The 16376-nt window shown below is 62.2% G+C and carries 14 protein-coding genes; 13 read left to right on the top strand and 1 reads right to left on the bottom strand.

Translation table 11 applies throughout. The annotated features are described in order from the left end of the window. Positions 1-29: 29 nt before the first annotated feature. Complete coding sequence (locus tag MHM84_RS04480; RefSeq protein WP_239262914.1) at positions 30-1748, bottom strand: tetratricopeptide repeat protein; 1719 nt, start codon at positions 1746-1748, stop codon at positions 30-32. Between the two features lie 239 nt (positions 1749-1987). Here MHM84_RS04480 and hemA point away from each other — a divergent pair, with 239 nt between their 5' ends. The 13 genes from hemA (at position 1988) to MHM84_RS04415 (ending at position 16282) form a co-directional block, all read left to right on the top strand. Then, the gene (hemA, locus tag MHM84_RS04475; RefSeq protein ID WP_239262912.1) at positions 1988-3262 is read left to right on the top strand and encodes a glutamyl-tRNA reductase; all 1275 of its coding nucleotides are present in this window, start codon (positions 1988-1990) and stop codon (positions 3260-3262) included. A gap of 8 nt (positions 3263-3270) precedes the next feature. Continuing rightward, a complete protein-coding gene (gene prfA / locus MHM84_RS04470) occupies positions 3271-4356 on the top strand; it encodes a peptide chain release factor 1 (protein WP_239262910.1) in 1086 nt (361 codons plus the stop codon). Then, positions 4356-5195: a peptide chain release factor N(5)-glutamine methyltransferase gene (gene prmC, locus MHM84_RS04465; RefSeq protein WP_239262908.1), complete on the top strand. Its 840-nt coding sequence runs from the start codon at positions 4356-4358 to the stop codon at positions 5193-5195. The genes prfA and prmC overlap by 1 nt, the downstream gene beginning before the upstream one ends. 180 nt (positions 5196-5375) lie before the next feature. Next, positions 5376-5876 (top strand): Lrp/AsnC ligand binding domain-containing protein, encoded by a 501-nt coding sequence (locus MHM84_RS04460; protein WP_239262906.1) that lies wholly within the window; start codon positions 5376-5378, stop codon positions 5874-5876. Between the two features lie 48 nt (positions 5877-5924). Further along, positions 5925-6695 carry a HesA/MoeB/ThiF family protein gene (locus tag MHM84_RS04455; protein WP_239262903.1) on the top strand — a complete coding sequence of 257 codons (771 nt, stop codon included), beginning with the start codon at positions 5925-5927 and terminating at the stop codon, positions 6693-6695. A 202-nt stretch (positions 6696-6897) separates the two neighbouring features. After that, positions 6898-8190 carry an FAD-binding oxidoreductase gene (locus MHM84_RS04450; RefSeq protein ID WP_239262900.1) on the top strand — a complete coding sequence of 431 codons (1293 nt, stop codon included), beginning with the start codon at positions 6898-6900 and terminating at the stop codon, positions 8188-8190. Between the two features lie 54 nt (positions 8191-8244). Further along, positions 8245-9384, top strand: coding sequence for an ABC transporter ATP-binding protein (locus MHM84_RS04445; RefSeq protein ID WP_239262897.1), 1140 nt, complete (start codon positions 8245-8247; stop codon positions 9382-9384). Positions 9385-9394: 10 nt separating this feature from the next. After that, complete coding sequence (locus MHM84_RS04440) at positions 9395-10312, top strand: ABC transporter permease (RefSeq protein ID WP_239262895.1); 918 nt, start codon at positions 9395-9397, stop codon at positions 10310-10312. Next, entirely contained in the window at positions 10309-11106 is a 798-nt protein-coding gene (locus tag MHM84_RS04435; RefSeq protein ID WP_239262892.1) for an ABC transporter permease, read from the top strand. The genes MHM84_RS04440 and MHM84_RS04435 overlap by 4 nt, the downstream gene beginning before the upstream one ends. Before the next feature lie 43 nt (positions 11107-11149). Continuing rightward, on the top strand, positions 11150-12211 hold the full coding sequence (locus tag MHM84_RS04430) for a spermidine/putrescine ABC transporter substrate-binding protein (protein ID WP_239262890.1): 1062 nt from the start codon (positions 11150-11152) through the stop codon (positions 12209-12211). A gap of 134 nt (positions 12212-12345) precedes the next feature. Beyond that, positions 12346-13707 carry a glutamine synthetase family protein gene (locus tag MHM84_RS04425; protein WP_239262887.1) on the top strand — a complete coding sequence of 454 codons (1362 nt, stop codon included), beginning with the start codon at positions 12346-12348 and terminating at the stop codon, positions 13705-13707. A 34-nt stretch (positions 13708-13741) separates the two neighbouring features. Further along, positions 13742-14812 (top strand): spermidine/putrescine ABC transporter substrate-binding protein, encoded by a 1071-nt coding sequence (locus MHM84_RS04420; RefSeq protein ID WP_239262885.1) that lies wholly within the window; start codon positions 13742-13744, stop codon positions 14810-14812. A 180-nt stretch (positions 14813-14992) separates the two neighbouring features. Further along, complete coding sequence (locus MHM84_RS04415; protein ID WP_239262883.1) at positions 14993-16282, top strand: FAD-binding oxidoreductase; 1290 nt, start codon at positions 14993-14995, stop codon at positions 16280-16282. The last annotated feature ends 94 nt before the right edge of the window (positions 16283-16376 follow it).

Raw genomic sequence — 16376 nt, 5'->3', positions numbered from 1 at the left:
CGTGTCTCGTCTCGGTGAGCGGGTCAGCGTCACTGTCCGGGGGCGAGTTCGGGAATTCGCTCCAGTAACTCGTCGATGCGGGGATGATCGGTCTGGCGCTGCATGGCCTCGGCGATCACGTCGCGGGCGGCCTGCTTTTGCTCCAGCTGCCAAAGGACTTCGGCGAGATGGGCGGCGATTTCCTGGTCCGGCTGGCCCCGGTAGGCCTGGCGCAGTAGAGGGAGAGCGCGCTTGTCATCGCCGAGCTTGTGATAGGCCCAGCCCAGGCTATCGAGAATCGCCGGGCTATCCGGCTCGATCACGTGGGCGCGCTGGATGAGTCGCATGCCCTCTGCGTGGCGTTCGGTTACGTCGACCAGAGTGTAACCCAGCGCATTGAGCGCCATGGCATTGTCGGGTTCGAGTTCGATGACGTGACGTAAGTCCTGCTCCATGGCGGCGATATCGCCCCGGTCATAGTGGCGCATGGCACGCACGAGGCGTAGTTGGGTGTCGTCGGGATGTTCGCGAAGTTGCTGATCGAGTAGCTGCAGGGCGGCATCCTCGAACCCCAGCTCGTCGAGCAGGTCGATTTCCAGTGCGGCCAGCTCTGGGCGCATGTCGGGATGGCGCAGGCGCTCGATACGCAGGAAGTCACGGGCATCGAGTAGCCGGTCGGCATCGACCAGTGCCCGCGCGGCATGCAAGCGCGCTTCGAGGAAGCCGTCTCCGGGGGGCACTTGGCGGTAATAAAGTAGTGCGTTGTCGACTTCGCCCTCGCGTTCGGCAATGTTGCCGAGCAGGATATACGCCAGGGCGGGGGGAGCGGTGTCGTCGATCAGTGGTAGCGCTAGGCGACGCGCCGGTGCGGGATGGCCTTCGTCCAGATAGAGCTGAGCCAGGGCGAGGCGCAGGTCGGTGGCATTGGGATGCCTATCCAGGAGAGTGTCGATGCGGGCTTCTGCGGCATCGACATTGCCAAGCCGTAACTGGGATTGGGCCAGTAGCAGCACAAAACGACTGTCTTCAGGGGCTATTTCCAGACCGCGGCGGGCCGCCTCGCGAGCCTCGTCCAGACGGTCTGCCTCTAGGGCCAATCGGGCACGCATCAGCCACAGAGCGGGCAAATCGGGCGAGATGGCTTCCAGGGCCTCCAGGCGTCTGGCTGCCAGGCGGGTTTCCCCGGCAGCGGCCTCCAGCAGCGCCGTGGCCAGTAGGGCGTCACCCTGTCGGGGATGTTCGTTCAGAAAGCGGCGCAATGGCACGAGCAATGGCTCGACGGCAACGCCGGCCTCGATGGCCGCTTCGGCAAAGGCGGCGAGTTCGCCCTGACCGCCTTGCTCGGCCAGGGCCAGGCGTTGTTCGAGGCTGGCCTGCCAGTCGCCGCGCTCCATGGCGATGGCCGCCAATAGGCGTGTCGGCGCCTCGGCATCAGGGGCCAGCTCGCGCCAGCGTTGTGCAGCATCGGCCAACAGTTGTGGATCGTTGCTGTAGCGGGCGGCAAGAACGGCGCGCTCGGCAAGGGCAGGCGCCCCGTAACGCTCGGCACTGTCCAGGTAACCGCGGGTGGCACGCGCAAAATCGCCGCGCTGGCCGGCAAGCTCGGCGGTCAGAAGGGTGGCCAGGCCCTGGGCATCGAGTCCGCGCTGGACGGGGGGAGCCGATGCCATGGGATCGTCGATGACGGTTCGTGAAGGGCCGATAGCAGGGCCCTGACAACCGGTAAGCAGGGCAACGGCCAGGGCCGTCATAATCAAGCGTGCGCGCATGCCATCCTCGTTCGAGCTGAGAGCACTTGCCGGCCATCCCTGCCGACGTGTTTGCCGTTCAGCATACCGGCTTGCCTTCCTGCGGCAAAGCGGCGAGCGGTGCATCCCCATGTTGCGAGCTGGTGTGGTAAACTGTGCCGCCCGAATCCCTCATGGCGTGTTGCGCATGTATGCGCCACTCGCTACCCGGGTTATCTTACGCCGCACGGACTCCACGGCCCGATGTTGACGATGCTCCAATGACGCTTCTCGCCCTGGGAATCAACCACAAGACCGCTGCTGTCGAAGTGCGCGAACAGGTCGCGTTCACCCCTAGCCAGCTCGAGTCTGCACTCTCGGAACTCAAGCACCTGCCCAGTGTGCGTGAGGCTGCCGTACTGTCGACCTGTAACCGGACCGAGCTGTACTGCGTGACCGAGCCGGACGGCGAAAAGACGATTCTCGACTGGCTGGGACGGTTTCATGGTCTGGCCGTCGAGCAGCTTACCCAATGTGCCTACCATTATCTGGACGAGGCGGCCGCCAAGCATCTCATGCGGGTGGCGTCGGGGCTGGATTCCATGGTTCTCGGCGAACCGCAGATCCTTGGCCAGATCAAGGATGCCTATCAGCAGGCGCGCAGCCTCAAGGGGCTGGGCGGGGAGCTGGAGCGTCTGTTCCAGCATACCTTTGCCGTCGCCAAGCAAGTGCGCACCGAGACCGGCATCGGCGAGAATCCGGTGTCCGTGGCCTATGCCGCAGTCAGCCTGGCGAGCCGCATCTTCGCCGATTTCTCGCGCTCACGGGCATTGCTGATCGGGGCGGGGGAAACCATCGAATTGGTGGCTCGCCACCTTCGTGAAGCGGGGATCCAGGAACTGATCGTGGCCAACCGCACCATGGAGCGCGCCGAGCGACTGGCGAGCGAGGTCGGGGGCAAGGCCATCACTCTCGGCGATATCCCCAAGGCTCTGGAGCGCGCCGACATCGTCATCGCTTCGACCGCCTCGCCGTTGCCGATCCTGGGCAAGGGCATGGTCGAGCGTGCGCTCAAGGTGCGCCGGCATCGGCCCATTTTCATGGTCGACATCGCCGTGCCTAGGGACATCGAACCGCAGGTCGGCGATCTCGATGACGTCTTCCTCTATACCGTCGACGATTTGCAGGAAGTGATCGAGGAAAACCGGCGACATCGTCAGGTGGCGGCCAACCAGGCCGAGGAACTGATCTCGCTGGGCGTGGAGCACTGGCTGCACGAACGTCGGGTACGCGGGGCCGGCGATCTCATTCGCCGCTACCGCGAGCAGGGCGAGGCGTTGCGCAAGGCGTCCGAGGAGCAGGCCATTGCCCAGCTGGCACGTGGCGAAGATCCGGAAAAAGTCATTCGCCGGCTGACCCAGCAGCTCACCAACAAGTTACTGCATGGCCCGACCCTGCGCCTGCGCGAAGCGTCGGGTGCCGAGCGTCACGACATCATCGAGGCGGCCGAGGGCCTATTGCTCGATCCGGCTGCGCCGTCCCAGGACTCCCAATAGGACTCTGCATGAAAGCGTCATTGCGTCAACGTCTGGAAAGCCTGCAGGAGCGCTTCGAGGAGCTCGCCGCGCTGCTGGCCGAGCCCGAGGTCATCTCCGATCAGTCACGCTTTCGCGATTATTCTCGGGAATACGCCGAACTCGACGAACTCGTCGAGGCCTGGCGGGCCTATCGCGCTACCGAGGGCGACATCGAGGCGGCCGAGCAGATGTGCGACGACAGCGATGCCGACATGCGCGAAATGGCCGAGACGGAGCTCTACGAGGGACGGGAACGTCTCGAGGCGCTGGAAGAGCGGCTCAAGAAGCTACTGGTTCCCAAGGATCCGGACGATCATCGTAACGTGTTCCTCGAGGTGCGCGCCGGCACCGGCGGCGATGAAGCCTCGCTGTTTGCTGGCGATCTGTTCCGCATGTATTCGCGCTATGCCGAGAAGCTGGGCTGGAAAGTCGAAGTGGTCAGCGCCAGCCATGGCGAGCAGGGCGGTTACAAGGAGATCATCGCGCGGATACGCGGAGAAGGCGTTTACGCCCGGCTCAAGTTCGAATCCGGCGCTCACCGCGTGCAGCGCGTACCGGCCACCGAGTCGCAAGGGCGTATCCATACCTCGGCCTGTACCGTGGCTGTGATGCCCGAAGTCGACGAGGTCGGCGATGTCGATATCAATGCCAACGACCTGCGTGTCGATACTTTTCGCTCCAGCGGAGCGGGTGGGCAGCACGTCAACACGACCGACTCGGCGATTCGCATTACGCACCTGCCGACCGGTGTCGTCGTCGAGTGTCAGGAAGAGCGCAGCCAGCATAAGAATCGCGCCAAGGCGATGTCGCTGTTGGCGTCGCGGCTGAAACAGTCGGCCATCGACAGCCAGCGTCAGCAGCAGGCCGATACGCGCCGCTCGCTGGTCGGTTCGGGGGATCGCAGCGAGCGCATCCGCACCTACAACTTTCCCCAGGGACGGCTCACCGATCACCGTATCAACCTGACGCTCTATAAGCTCGGCGAGGTGATGGGAGGCGAGCTGGACGAAGTGGTGGAGCCTTTGATCAACGAATACCAGGCCGAGCGGCTCGCGGCGCTTCAGGAAGGCTGATGCGAATCGACCTGCTGCTGGCCGAAGCGACCCGGCGCCTGGCTCTGGCCGGGTCTGCGTCGCCCCGTCTGGATGCCGAGGTTCTGCTTGGCCATGCGCTGGCGCGCAACCGGACCTGGCTCTATACCTGGGGCGACCGCGATGTCACGCAGGCCGAACGGGCTCGCTTCGAGTCGCTGCTGGCGGCGCGGGAAACCGGACAGCCGGTGGCGTATCTGACCGGTGAGCGCGAATTCTGGGGGCTCTCTCTGCACGTCGGCCGGGCGACCCTGATACCGCGTCCCGACACCGAGAGTCTCGTCGAGGCGGCGCTGGACAAGGCGGCAGCCAAGCATGGTCGCGCACTCGATTTGGGGACCGGGAGCGGGGCGATCGCCCTGGCCTTCGCCAGTGAACGTCCCGATTGGCACGTGGTGGGGGTCGACCGTGTGCCTGGCGCGGTAGCATTGGCACGCCGTAATGGGGAGCGGCTGGGGCTTGCCAATGCCTCGTTCGTGGCGAGTGATTGGTTTGCCGCCCTTGCGGGGGAGCGCTTCGAGCTGATTCTCTCCAATCCACCTTACCTGGCGGCTGACGATCCGCATCTCGACCAGGGCGATGTTCGTTTCGAGCCTCGCTCGGCGCTGGTGGCCGACGACCGTGGCCTGGCCGATCTTCACTACCTATGCCGGGCGGCCAGGGCATATCTCGCCCCGCAGGGCTGGCTGCTACTCGAACATGGCATGAGCCAGGACGAAGCGGTGCGCGATGCACTGATCCAGTCGGGTTACCGTGAGGTGCAGACTCGTCACGATCTGGGCGGGCGCCCCCGGGTCACCCTTGGTTGCCTGGTGCCATGAGGGCAGCGTGGAAAGGCTTGTGTGGAGTCCTGTCGAGCGAGTGTGGTAATACTAAAGCCGCAATGAAAAAATCTGCTGTCCACTTGTGGTGAATCTTCACTGAGGACTATCTTGCCGCTGGATTCGGCATGCTTCGTAGAGGATTTTGCTGTCACCGCTCGGCCGGGGAACATTACTATAATGAAAGCCAAGACTCGATCGCTGGACCGTATCGATCTCAAGATCCTGCGTTGCTTGCAGGACAACGCCCGCATTTCCTACGTTGATCTGGCGTCTCAGGTCGGCCTGTCCACCACGCCTTGCCTGGAGCGCGTCAAACGCCTGGAGCGTGCCGGTATCATCCGCGGCTACAAGGCCATTCTCGATCCCACGGCGCTCAAGGCCAATCTGCTGGTGTTCGTCGAAATCAGTCTCGAGACCCAGTCACCGGCCGTATTCGATGAATTCCGCCGCGCCGTGGCCAAGCTACCGCAGATTCAGGAGTGCCATCTGGTCTCGGGGCAATTCGACTACATACTCAAGTGTCGCATTCCCGAAATGTCCGCCTATCGCCAATTGCTGGGCGATGTCGTGCTGACGTTGCCCGGCGTCAAGGAGTCGAAAAGCTACGTGGTGATGGAGGAGGTCAAGGAAGAGTTTTCATTGTATGTCCCGGATATCGATGAGTTCGACGGCAAGTGATTCCAGGCGTTGTCGTAACCGGGCATGCTCTCGTGAAGAAGGAAGGTTATGAACGACGATGCCCTGCTGCGCTACAGCCGACAGATCATGCTCGAACAGGTCGATATCGACGGCCAGGAGCGCTTGCTGGCCAGTCACGCCCTGGTCGTCGGCGCCGGCGGGCTGGGCTCCCCGGTGGCGCTGTATCTCGCTGCCGCCGGGGTGGGACGCCTGACCCTGGTGGACGACGACAGCGTCGAGCTGTCCAACCTGCAGCGCCAGATTGCGCACGCTCAGGCCGACCTGGGACGGCCCAAGGCCGATTCCGCAGCCGAATCGGCTCGGGCGCTCAATCCGGATTGCCAAGTGACGTCCCGTGTCGAACGCCTGGATGGCGAGGCGCTGGCATCTGCGTTGCACGACGCCGATGTCGTCATCGACTGTACCGATCGTTTTTCGAGCCGCTACGCGATCAACCGCGCTAGTCTGCAGACAGGCACGCCGCTGGTGTCGGGGGCGGCGATTCGCTTTTCCGGACAGCTGGCCGTTTTCGATCCACGTGATACGGCCAGTCCTTGCTATGCCTGTCTTTATCCGCCGGACGAGCGCGGCGAGCAGGCCGATGACGAGCTGCGCTGTGCCGAGAATGGCGTCATAGCGCCATTGGTCGGACTGATCGGTACCTTTCAGGCGCTCGAGGCGCTCAAACTGTTGGCCGGTGCCGGTCAGTCGCATCGCGGGCTTTCGACGTTCGATGGGCTGAGCGGTGAATGGCGACGTTTCAATGTGCCCCGCGATCCGGCCTGCCCCGTGTGTTCGAGTATGCGTCCCGCCCTATGACTGCGTTGTTCCATGCGCCGACCGTCAGGTCGGTGCAGTGATGTGTACGCCCCCAGTTTGCCTTTTTGTTGTTATTGAATACTTGACAAGTCATGTCAGCATGATGTCAGACTAAAGGCGCGATCCATGGATCTCCTCGCTTCCATGGTGAAAGAATTCAACAACAATTCAGGCCGTAAACGGCTCTCGACCAGGAAACCGCATGACTGCCGCTGCCCAATTGCGCCGTCCCTCCTCGTACTACAACGCCAGTGTGGCCGTCCGCCTCGCACCGACGCCGCCACTGGCCGGCAAGATTCAGGCTGACGTTTGTGTAGTTGGTGGCGGTGTCACTGGCTGTTCGGCGGCGCTGCACCTGGCCGAACGGGGCTATCGGGTCGTGCTGCTGGAGGCCGGAGAGGTCGGCTTTGGGGCCTCGGGGCGCAGTGGCGGACAGATCCTGCCCGGGCTGGGCACCGGTCTCGATGTGGTGGAAAAGGCGCTCGGACGTGAACGCGCCCGCGATATCTGGGAGATGAGTCGGGAATCGGTACGCCTGACCGCAGAGCTGATCCAGCGGCACGCCATTCCCTGCGATTTGGCCTGGGGATACCTGCATGCAGCGGTCAAGTCGCGCCATGTCAAGGAGTTGCGGGCTTTTCAGGGCATGATGGCACGTGACTACGATTATCCCTCACTGAGTTTTCTCGAGGGCGAGGCGTTACGCGACCATGTGGCGACCGATGCCTACCCGGCAGCGCTCTACGATGCCGAAGGCGGGCACCTCCACCCGCTCAACTATACGCTGGGGCTGGCATTGGCGGCGCAACGTGCCGGGGCGGCCATTCACGAGCAGAGTGCGGCATTGCACATCGAACGCGGCCGTCCGGCACGGGTCGATACGGCACACGGCAGCGTCAGCGCGGAGTTTGTGGTGTTGGCGACCAATGCCTATGTGAGTGGCCTGGTACCTGAACTCGAAGGACGCATCATGCGGGCCGCAAACTACATCGTGGCGACGGCACCATTGAGCGAGGCTCAGGCGGCCCAGGTGCTGCCCCGCAACGATGCGCTGTCCGATGCCAACTTCGTTCTCGATTACTACCGGCTGTCCGGCGACAGGCGTCTGCTCTACGGGGGCGAGGTCAGTTATAACGGCCGCGAGCCGCGTACGCTCAAGGCGCGCATGGACGCCAAGATCGCGCACCTGTTTCCTGCCTTGCGCGGCGTTGCCATCGATTACCGCTGGGGAGGCGACGTTGCCATCACATTGAACCGGGCCCCGGACTTTGGCCGCCTGGACAGCAACCTGTTCTATGCCCAGGGCTACTCCGGGCATGGCATGTCCTTGGCCGGCCTGGCCGGTAAATTGCTCAGCGATGCCATTGCCGGACAGGCCGAGCGCTTCGACGTGTTTGCCTCCATGCCGCATCGCTTGTTTCCTGGCGGTCGCTGGTTGCGCACGCCGCTGTTGGTGTTGGCCACGAATTTCTATAAATTACGCGACCGGTTGTAACCGCGACGGCACCGACTTCCGAAACACCACGACAAAAAACGGGAGAATCGTGCAATGACTAACCCCATGCCGGCCCCCGAGGTCGAATATTCCGACCCGCTGGACGACATACGCGAGAGGGACGAAGCAATGCCCCGAGAGGCCTCGTCAATCGAATTGAAGGGCCTGCGCAAGCAGTTCGGTAAGGATACGGTCGCGCTGGACGGCGTTGATCTGACTATTGAGGCAGGGGAGTTCTTTACCTTGCTGGGGCCGTCGGGATGCGGCAAGACCACGTTGCTGAGAATCCTCGCCGGCCTGGAGGACCCCGACGGCGGCAAGCTATTGATCGGAGGCAAGGACGTTACCGATATCCCGCCTCATCGCCGCAGCGTCAACACCGTCTTTCAATCCTACGCTCTCTTTCCCCACCTCTCGGTTCGCGACAATCTCGCCTTCGGTTTGCGTATGCGGGGCGAGTCGGCGGTCGAACGCCAACGCAAGGTGGCCGAAGTGGCGGACTTCATCCAGTTGGGCTCGCTGGTGGAACGGCGAGTCGACCAACTGTCGGGAGGACAGCGTCAGCGTATCGCCCTGGCCCGGGCTCTGGTCTGTGAGCCCAACGTGCTGCTCCTGGACGAGCCCCTGTCGGCACTCGATGCCGGCCTGCGTGGCCAGCTTCAGGTGGAGCTGCAGCGCATCCAGAAACGCCTTGGCATGACTTTCGTGTTCGTGACCCACGACCAGGACGAAGCGATGGTGATGTCGGATCGCATCGCGGTTCTCGACAGCGGCATCATCCAGCAGGTGGGAACGCCCAGCGAAGTCTACGAGCACCCGGTAAATGCCTTCGTTGCGCGGTTCATGGGGCACGACAACCTGTTCGCCATCCAGCGTAGCGCCGACGACTGGGTCGATACGGACCTGGGACGTCTGCAACTCGACCCCGCACAGCAACGTGTCGAGCAGCAGGGCTGGCTACTCATTCGCCCCGAGACCCTGGAGCTGGGGATCGAGGTTCCTCCGGGCTACAACCGGCTCGAGGGGACCGTCAGGGAGCGTCTTTATCGCGGGAGCCGCATCGAGTATCGCTTGGACATCAATGGCGCGACCCTGATGGCCGTGGCCAGCAACCTGGGGCAGCGTCTGCATGCGGTCGGCGACCGGGTCACGGTCAGTGTGTGTCCCGAGGACCTGGTCCGGGTCGCTGCCTAGGAGACGCACAATGACCGAAACGAATATGGCGGTACGCAGTCGCGGCGTAGTCAGCGAGACGCGCCATCTGCTGTTCAGCGTGATGCCCGGTGCCGTGTGGATCATCGTCTTTCTGGTGCTGCCCAGCATCTATCTGATGGCCGTGGCCTTCATGACCAATGGGCCTTATGGCCAGCCCCAGATGCCCTTGTCGCTGGAGTCCTTCCGCCAGTTGGCGGGGTTCGGCTTCCTGGGCTGGAGTCCCGGCAACCTTTATACCTTGCTGCGCTCGCTGTGGCAGACACTGCTTTCCACCGTGCTGGTGGTGATCGTGGCCTATCCGATCGCCTATTACATCACCACCTGTCGTGAAAAATGGCGTCCGATCATGCTGCTGGCGGTAGTGGTGCCGTCATGGACCAATCAGGTCATCCGTACCTTCGGCTGGATGAATCTGCTGGCACCGGGCACGCCGCTGTCCGACGCTGCCCAGGCGTTGGGATTGATCGCGCCCAACATGGGGCTCTATCCCTCCAATTTCGCCGTCACGCTGGGGTTGGTCTACAACTTCCTGCCGTTCATGGTGCTGCCGCTGTATGCCGCCTTCGAGAAGCTCGATACGGCACAGGTCCAGGCGGCCCAGGATCTCTATGCCGCGCCGGTGCGTGCCTTCTGGCACGCGGTATTCCCGCAAACCTTGCCGGGCCTGTTGGCGGGAACGGTGCTGGTCGCCATCCCTGCCTTCGGCATGTACGTGATTCCCGAACTGCTCGGCGGCGGCAAGGGCATGATGCTAGGCAACCTGGTGGCCAACCAGTTCGCCGGCAGTGCCAACTGGCCGCTGGGTGCCGCCGGCGCGATCCTGATGCTGATCGCCACGTTCGTTGGCTTGTATGCCATGCGCCGTATCGGCAAACGCCTGGGCGGCGGGGAGGAGGTGGTGATATGAAAAAGCGCACGCTGCAACGCGGTCTGACCGCGTTCTGGTGGGTAACGATCACATTTCTCTACCTGCCGCTGCTGGTGGTGATGCTGTTCTCGTTCAATGCCTCCAACAGTGCCGCTAACTTTACCGGCTTCTCGTTGCGCTGGTATGAGCGGTTGATGGGCAATGAGCAGATCATTTCCGCCTTCTGGAACAGCTTGGTGCTGGCTATCGTGTCCTCGGTGGTGGCTTTGGCGATCGGTTGCCTGATCGGCTATGGCATGTATCGGCACCGCCACCGCAAGCTGGGATGGCTGATCGTGCTGATCTATTTGCCTATCGTGCTGCCGGACATCGTCTTCGGTATCTCGGAGATGGCGTTCTTCGTGTCGATCCATCGGCATACCGGCCTGTTGCAGCCGGGGCTGGGCACGATGATCATTGCTCATGTGACGTTCCAGATCCCGTTCGTGGCGTTGATCGTTTACTCGCGGTTGGTGGGGCTCGATGCCACCCTGTTCGAGGCGGCCAAGGATCTGTATGCCACACCGTTCAAGCGGGCCGTGCATTTCCTGATACCGACGCTCAAGCCGGCGCTGATTTCGGCCTTCTTTTTGTCGTTCACGCTGTCGGTCGACGATTTCGTGATCAGCTTCTTTACGGCCGGGCCGGAAAGCGCCACCTTGCCTATCTATATCTGGGGGGCGATCAAGAAGGGCGTCTCGCCCGAGATCAATGCCATTGCCACGTTGATGATCGGCGCCGTAGCTATCGCCGCCGTGCTGAGTTTGATGTTCAATCGACAGGGGCGCCATTAGGCGCCCGTTACACCTGAGAAAGGGACCGAAGGAGAGCGTTACGATGACAACAATCACACGAATCGTTGCTGCACTCGGTGGCCTTGTGCTGGCCGGCGGGGCGCATGCCGAAGAGGGCAAGCTGTATCTGTTCAACTGGACCGAGTACATGGACCCCGAAATCATCGAGGCATTCGAAGAGAAATACAATGTCGAGGTCGTCCAGAACTATTTCAACTCCCTGCCCGAAATGTTGGCCAAGCTGAGTGCCGGCGGCGTATCGCAGTACGACATCATCGTGCCGTCGAACTACTATGTGCCTCGCCTGATCGAGACGGGGCTGGTCCAGCCGCTGGATCATGCCAAACTGCCGAACCTTGGCAATCTCAAGGATCAGTTCCGCGATCCCTCCTTCGATCCCGGCAACGAGTACAGTGCGGCTTATCAGTGGGGGACCACCGGCGTCATCTACAATAGCGAGACCTTCCCCGACGGCCCCAAGAGCTGGTCCTTGATGTTCGATCCCGACGTCAACTCCAGTTACCCGTTCGCGCTGATGGGCGATGGTCAGGTCAGTATCGGCGCTGCCTGTGCGCATCTCGGCCATGGCTACGACTGCACCGGTGTGGATGCCTGGAAGGAGGCCGCCAAGCTACTCATCGATACCAAGAACCGTGGCAACTTCAGTGGTTTCGTCGATGGTACGCCGTCACTGCAACAGCTGGCGCGTGGGGTCACCCATGTGGCGCTGAGCTATAACGGCGATTACATGAACTTCAAGAATGAAGACCCTGAATCTTTCGCCAACATCGAGTTCATGATTCCCGACGAGGGCACCGAGATGTGGGTGGATTCGATGATGATTCCCGCCGAGGCCCCCAATCCCGACCTGGCGCACAAGTTCATCGACTTCATCCTCGATGCCGAGATTGGCGCCCAGCTGTCCAACTACAACTACTACTCCAGCCCCAATGCGGCTGCCGAGCCCTACCTGGACGAGGTGCTGACCAAGCCGCCGGTCCAGCCCACCGAGGAAGACATGGCTCGCCTGAGATTCACTCCCAGTCTCAAAGGCCAGGAACTGCAGACGTTCAGTCAGTTGTGGAACGAAGTGCAGGCACGTTGATCGCTCTGCGGGTCGGCTCAGCCGGCCCGCCGTCGAGCGAATGGGGCTAGTGGTTATCGTCGGTCACGCCTCCCTACGTGCCCGTACATCGCGAAGGACGGTAACCGCGCGACAAGCCTTCAAGGAAAATAGGTATGAGTAACAGTGCAAGCCATGAATTGAGCGAATGGTTCAGACAACATGGCATCACCGAAGTCGAGTGTCTGGTCTCCGACCTGACCGGTATTCTCAAGGGCAAGATCATGCCCGCCAGCAAGTACCTCAATGGCGGGCGACCGCGTCTGCCGGATTCGATCTTCATCCAGACGGTCACCGGAGGGTATCCCGACGACGAGGACATCCGGTTCTGGAATCCGGCCGAGCTGGACATGCAATTGATTCCCGACCCAAACGCGGTCTATCTGGTGCCCTGGGCCGACGACCCCACCGCCCAGATCATTCACGATTGCTACTACCTGACCGGCGAGCCGGTCGAACTCTCGCCGCGCAGCGTCCTCAAGCGCGTGCTCGAACTTTACAAAGCGCGGGGCTGGAAGCCGGTCGTCGCGCCTGAGGTGGAATTCTATCTGGTCAAGACCAATACGGATTCCGACTATCCGCTGGAGCCGCCCATCGGCCGTACGGGGCGTCAGGAAAGCAGTCGTCAGTCGTTCTCCATCGATGCCGTCAACGAGTTCGATCCGCTGTTCGAGGAGATGTACGACTACTGCGAAGCGATGGATCTGGATATCGATACCCTGATCCACGAGGAGGGGGCCGGTCAGATGGAGGTCAACTTCCAACACGGCGATCCGTTGATGCTGGCCGATCAAGTGGTGATGTTCAAACGTATTCTGCGCGAGACCGCGCTACGGCACGGCATGTATGCGACGTTCATGGCCAAGCCGATGTCCAACGAGCCCGGCAGCTCGATGCATATCCACCAGAGCCTGATCGACGACAGCGGCGCGAACCTGTTTGCCGGTGAGGATGGGCAGGCCAGTCGCCTGTTCCATCATTACATTGGTGGACTGCAGCAATACCTGCCGGCGGCGATGCCGTTCTTCGCACCGAACGTCAATTCCTACCGACGATTGATGCGCAGCGAGACCAGTGGCTCGGCGCCGGTCAACACGGAGTGGGGCTACGACAACCGGACGGTGGGCCTGCGCGTGCCGGTGGGCGCGCCCGAGGCGATGCGGGTCGAGAATCGTCTGGGGGGCGCCGATGCCAACCCCTACCTGGCGATGGCCGCCTCGCTGGCCTGCGGTTACCTGGGCATGATCAGCCAGTTGGATCCGCGCCCACCGATGGTTGGCTCTGCCTGGTCGGCCGGCAACAAGCTCCCGGACGATATCGGGCCGGCACTGGACGCCCTGCGGGAATGCCCGGCGCTGTCCGACCTGCTCGGCGAGCGCTTCACCAACAGCTACCTGGCGGTCAAGCGTGCCGAGCATACCGCCTACTTCCGCGTCATCAGCTCCTGGGAGCGCGAGCACCTGCTGCTGAGGGTGTGAGCGGTTTTTTTACATCTACCACAAGGATCCGTTCATGTCTCATCGTCCTTTGCTTGTCGCTGTCGGACTGGGGTTGTCGATACTGGCCATGCCGGTCGCCGCTCAACAGCAGCTCAATCTCTTCAACTGGTCGGACTACATGGACCCGGCGCTGATCGAGGCGTTCGAGGAAGAGACCGGCATCGAGGTGGTGCTGAACTACTACAATTCGAACGCCGAGATGTTTTCCAAGCTGACCGCCGGCGGCGATGCCCAGTACGATGTGATCGTGCCGTCGGGATATTTCATGCCGCGGTTGATTGGGGCAGGCCTGGTCCAGCCGTTGACCGCCGAAGGCGAGCCCTTGCCAGGGCGCGAGGCGATTCTGGATGAGTTCCAGACACCCGACTACGATCCGGAAGGGCGCTACACCGTTCCCTACCTGTGGGGCATGACGGGCATTGCCTACAATACCGAAACGTGGCCGGATCCCGAGCCAAGCTGGGCGCTGCTCTACGATCCCGAGGTCAATGACGCGCAGCCGTTCGCGCTGCTCAAGGGCGATGCCCAGTTCACCTTCGGCACGGCGTGTGCCTATCTGGGATACGGTTTCGATTGTGTGGGCAAGGAGCCGTGGATCGAGGCGGCCAAGCTGATCAGTGAAACACGCCAGCGCGACAATTTCGTGGGTTTCGTCGATGCCACGGCAACCATCGAGCAACTGGCGCGCGGCACCATTCAGGCGGGTGTGGCCTACAATGGCGATCTGGCCAACAAGCTGGCCGAGTCGTCCGAAACCTACGGCAAGATCGGTTTCTTCATCCCCGAAGAGGGCTCGCAGCGCTGGGTCGACGTGCTGGCGATACCGGCCCGTGCGCCACACCCCGAGGCGGCGCGAGCCTTTGTCGAGTACATGTTGCGCCCCGATGTGGCCGCACAACTGGCCAACTACAATCGCTACACTACGCCCAACAAGGAAGCCTTGGCACTGGTGGATCCCGCCCTGCGCGAGCCGCCAGTCATGCCCGATGCACAGACACGTCAGCGCCTGGTTTCCACGCCATCGGTGAGTGGCGACACCTTGCAGCTCCTTCAGCAGTTGTGGAACGAAGCGCTGAGTCGCTGAGTCGCAATGCAGGCTGCCTCTCGGTTGTCACGGCCGGGCATCGCCCCGGCCGTTCACTCCAGAACGCTTCGGTGCTGAGTGTTGCAAATAAAATACCGGATTTCTTGATAGATCAGCGATATGCCAAGTAATATCGGGGCTATCTGTTGAATAAAACAAACAACCGTTCCGGAGAGAGCCATGTCCCAGCCCGGTACCGCACATGCCGCGTCCTATTACGCCGCCTCCGCCAATCCCAGTCCAGAGCGCTCCGCGCTGCAGGGCGAGATCCAATGCGATGTCTGCGTGGTCGGCGCCGGATTCACGGGGATCTCCGCGGCACTGCACCTGGCGGAAAAGGGGTATCGTGTCGTGGTGCTGGAAGCGGCGCGTATCGGTTACGGCGCATCTGGGCGCAATGGCGGGCAGATCGTCAACAGTTACAGCCGTGACATGGACGTGATCGAGTCACGTTACGGCAGCGAGACGGCCCGTGCCTTGGGCGACATGGCGTTCGAGGGCAACCGTATCATTCGCGAGCGCATCGCTCGTTACGCCATTGCCTGTGATCTCAAGGAAGGCAACCTGTTCGCTGCGTGCAACGCCAAGCAGATGAGGGGGCTGGTCGAGCACAAGGCATTATGGGAGCGTTTCGGCAACGACCAGCTCGAACTGCTCGAGGGCCGAGCCTATCGTCGCGAGATCGGCAGCGATCGTTACGTCGGGGCGCTGCTCGATCACTCGGGGGGGCATCTTCATCCGCTCAACCTGGTGCTGGGCCAGGCCGCCGCCTTGGAATCGCTGGGTGGCAAGGTCTACGAGCTGACGCCGGTGACCTCGATCGAGCACGGCGAACCGGCACGTCTGCATACCCCGGAGGGCAGGGTCGTGGCCGATCGCGTGGTGCTGGCCGGCAATGCCTACATGAAAGGCTTGATGCCTCAACTGGAAGGTAAATCGATGCCTGCCAGCACTCAGGTAATCACTACCGAACCGCTGGACGACGCCACTGCTCGGGACATTCTGCCGACCGATCGTGCCGTGGAAGACTGCAACTATCTGCTCGACTACTATCGCTTGTCCGCGGACCGCCGACTCATCTACGGCGGCGGTGTCAGCTACGGCGGGCAGGACCCGAACAGTATCGAAAGCGTAATCCGCCCCAAGCTGGAAACCACCTTTCCCCAGCTCAAGGGCGTCGGGATCGACTATGCCTGGAGCGGAACCTTCCTGCTGACGCTCAACCGTTTGCCACAGTTCGGGCGTATCAATGCCAACGTCTATTACGCGCAAGGCTATTCCGGTCATGGCGTGACCTGCTCGCACTTGGCCGGTCGACTGATTGCCGAAGTGCTGGATGGTCAGAACGAACGCTTCGATGCCTTTGCCGGCTTGCCGCATTTGCCGTTCCCGGGAGGGCGTGCGCTAAGCGTACCGCTGACCACCCTGGGGGCGTGGTACTACCGAATGCGCGATGCGCTGGGGGTGTAGCTCGGCACTGCATGTCGCACTTTAGACATTGTCATTGCAGCGCGGCTGGGTCGCCATCACTTGCTGGCACGCATCGCGAAACTGACAAAAAGTA

This window comes from Halomonas sp. McH1-25, from assembly GCF_022348165.1.
Classification (GTDB): domain Bacteria; phylum Pseudomonadota; class Gammaproteobacteria; order Pseudomonadales; family Halomonadaceae; genus Modicisalibacter.
The sequence above is the reverse complement of the archived record's forward strand: the minus strand, read 5'-3'. Positions and strand labels throughout refer to the sequence as shown.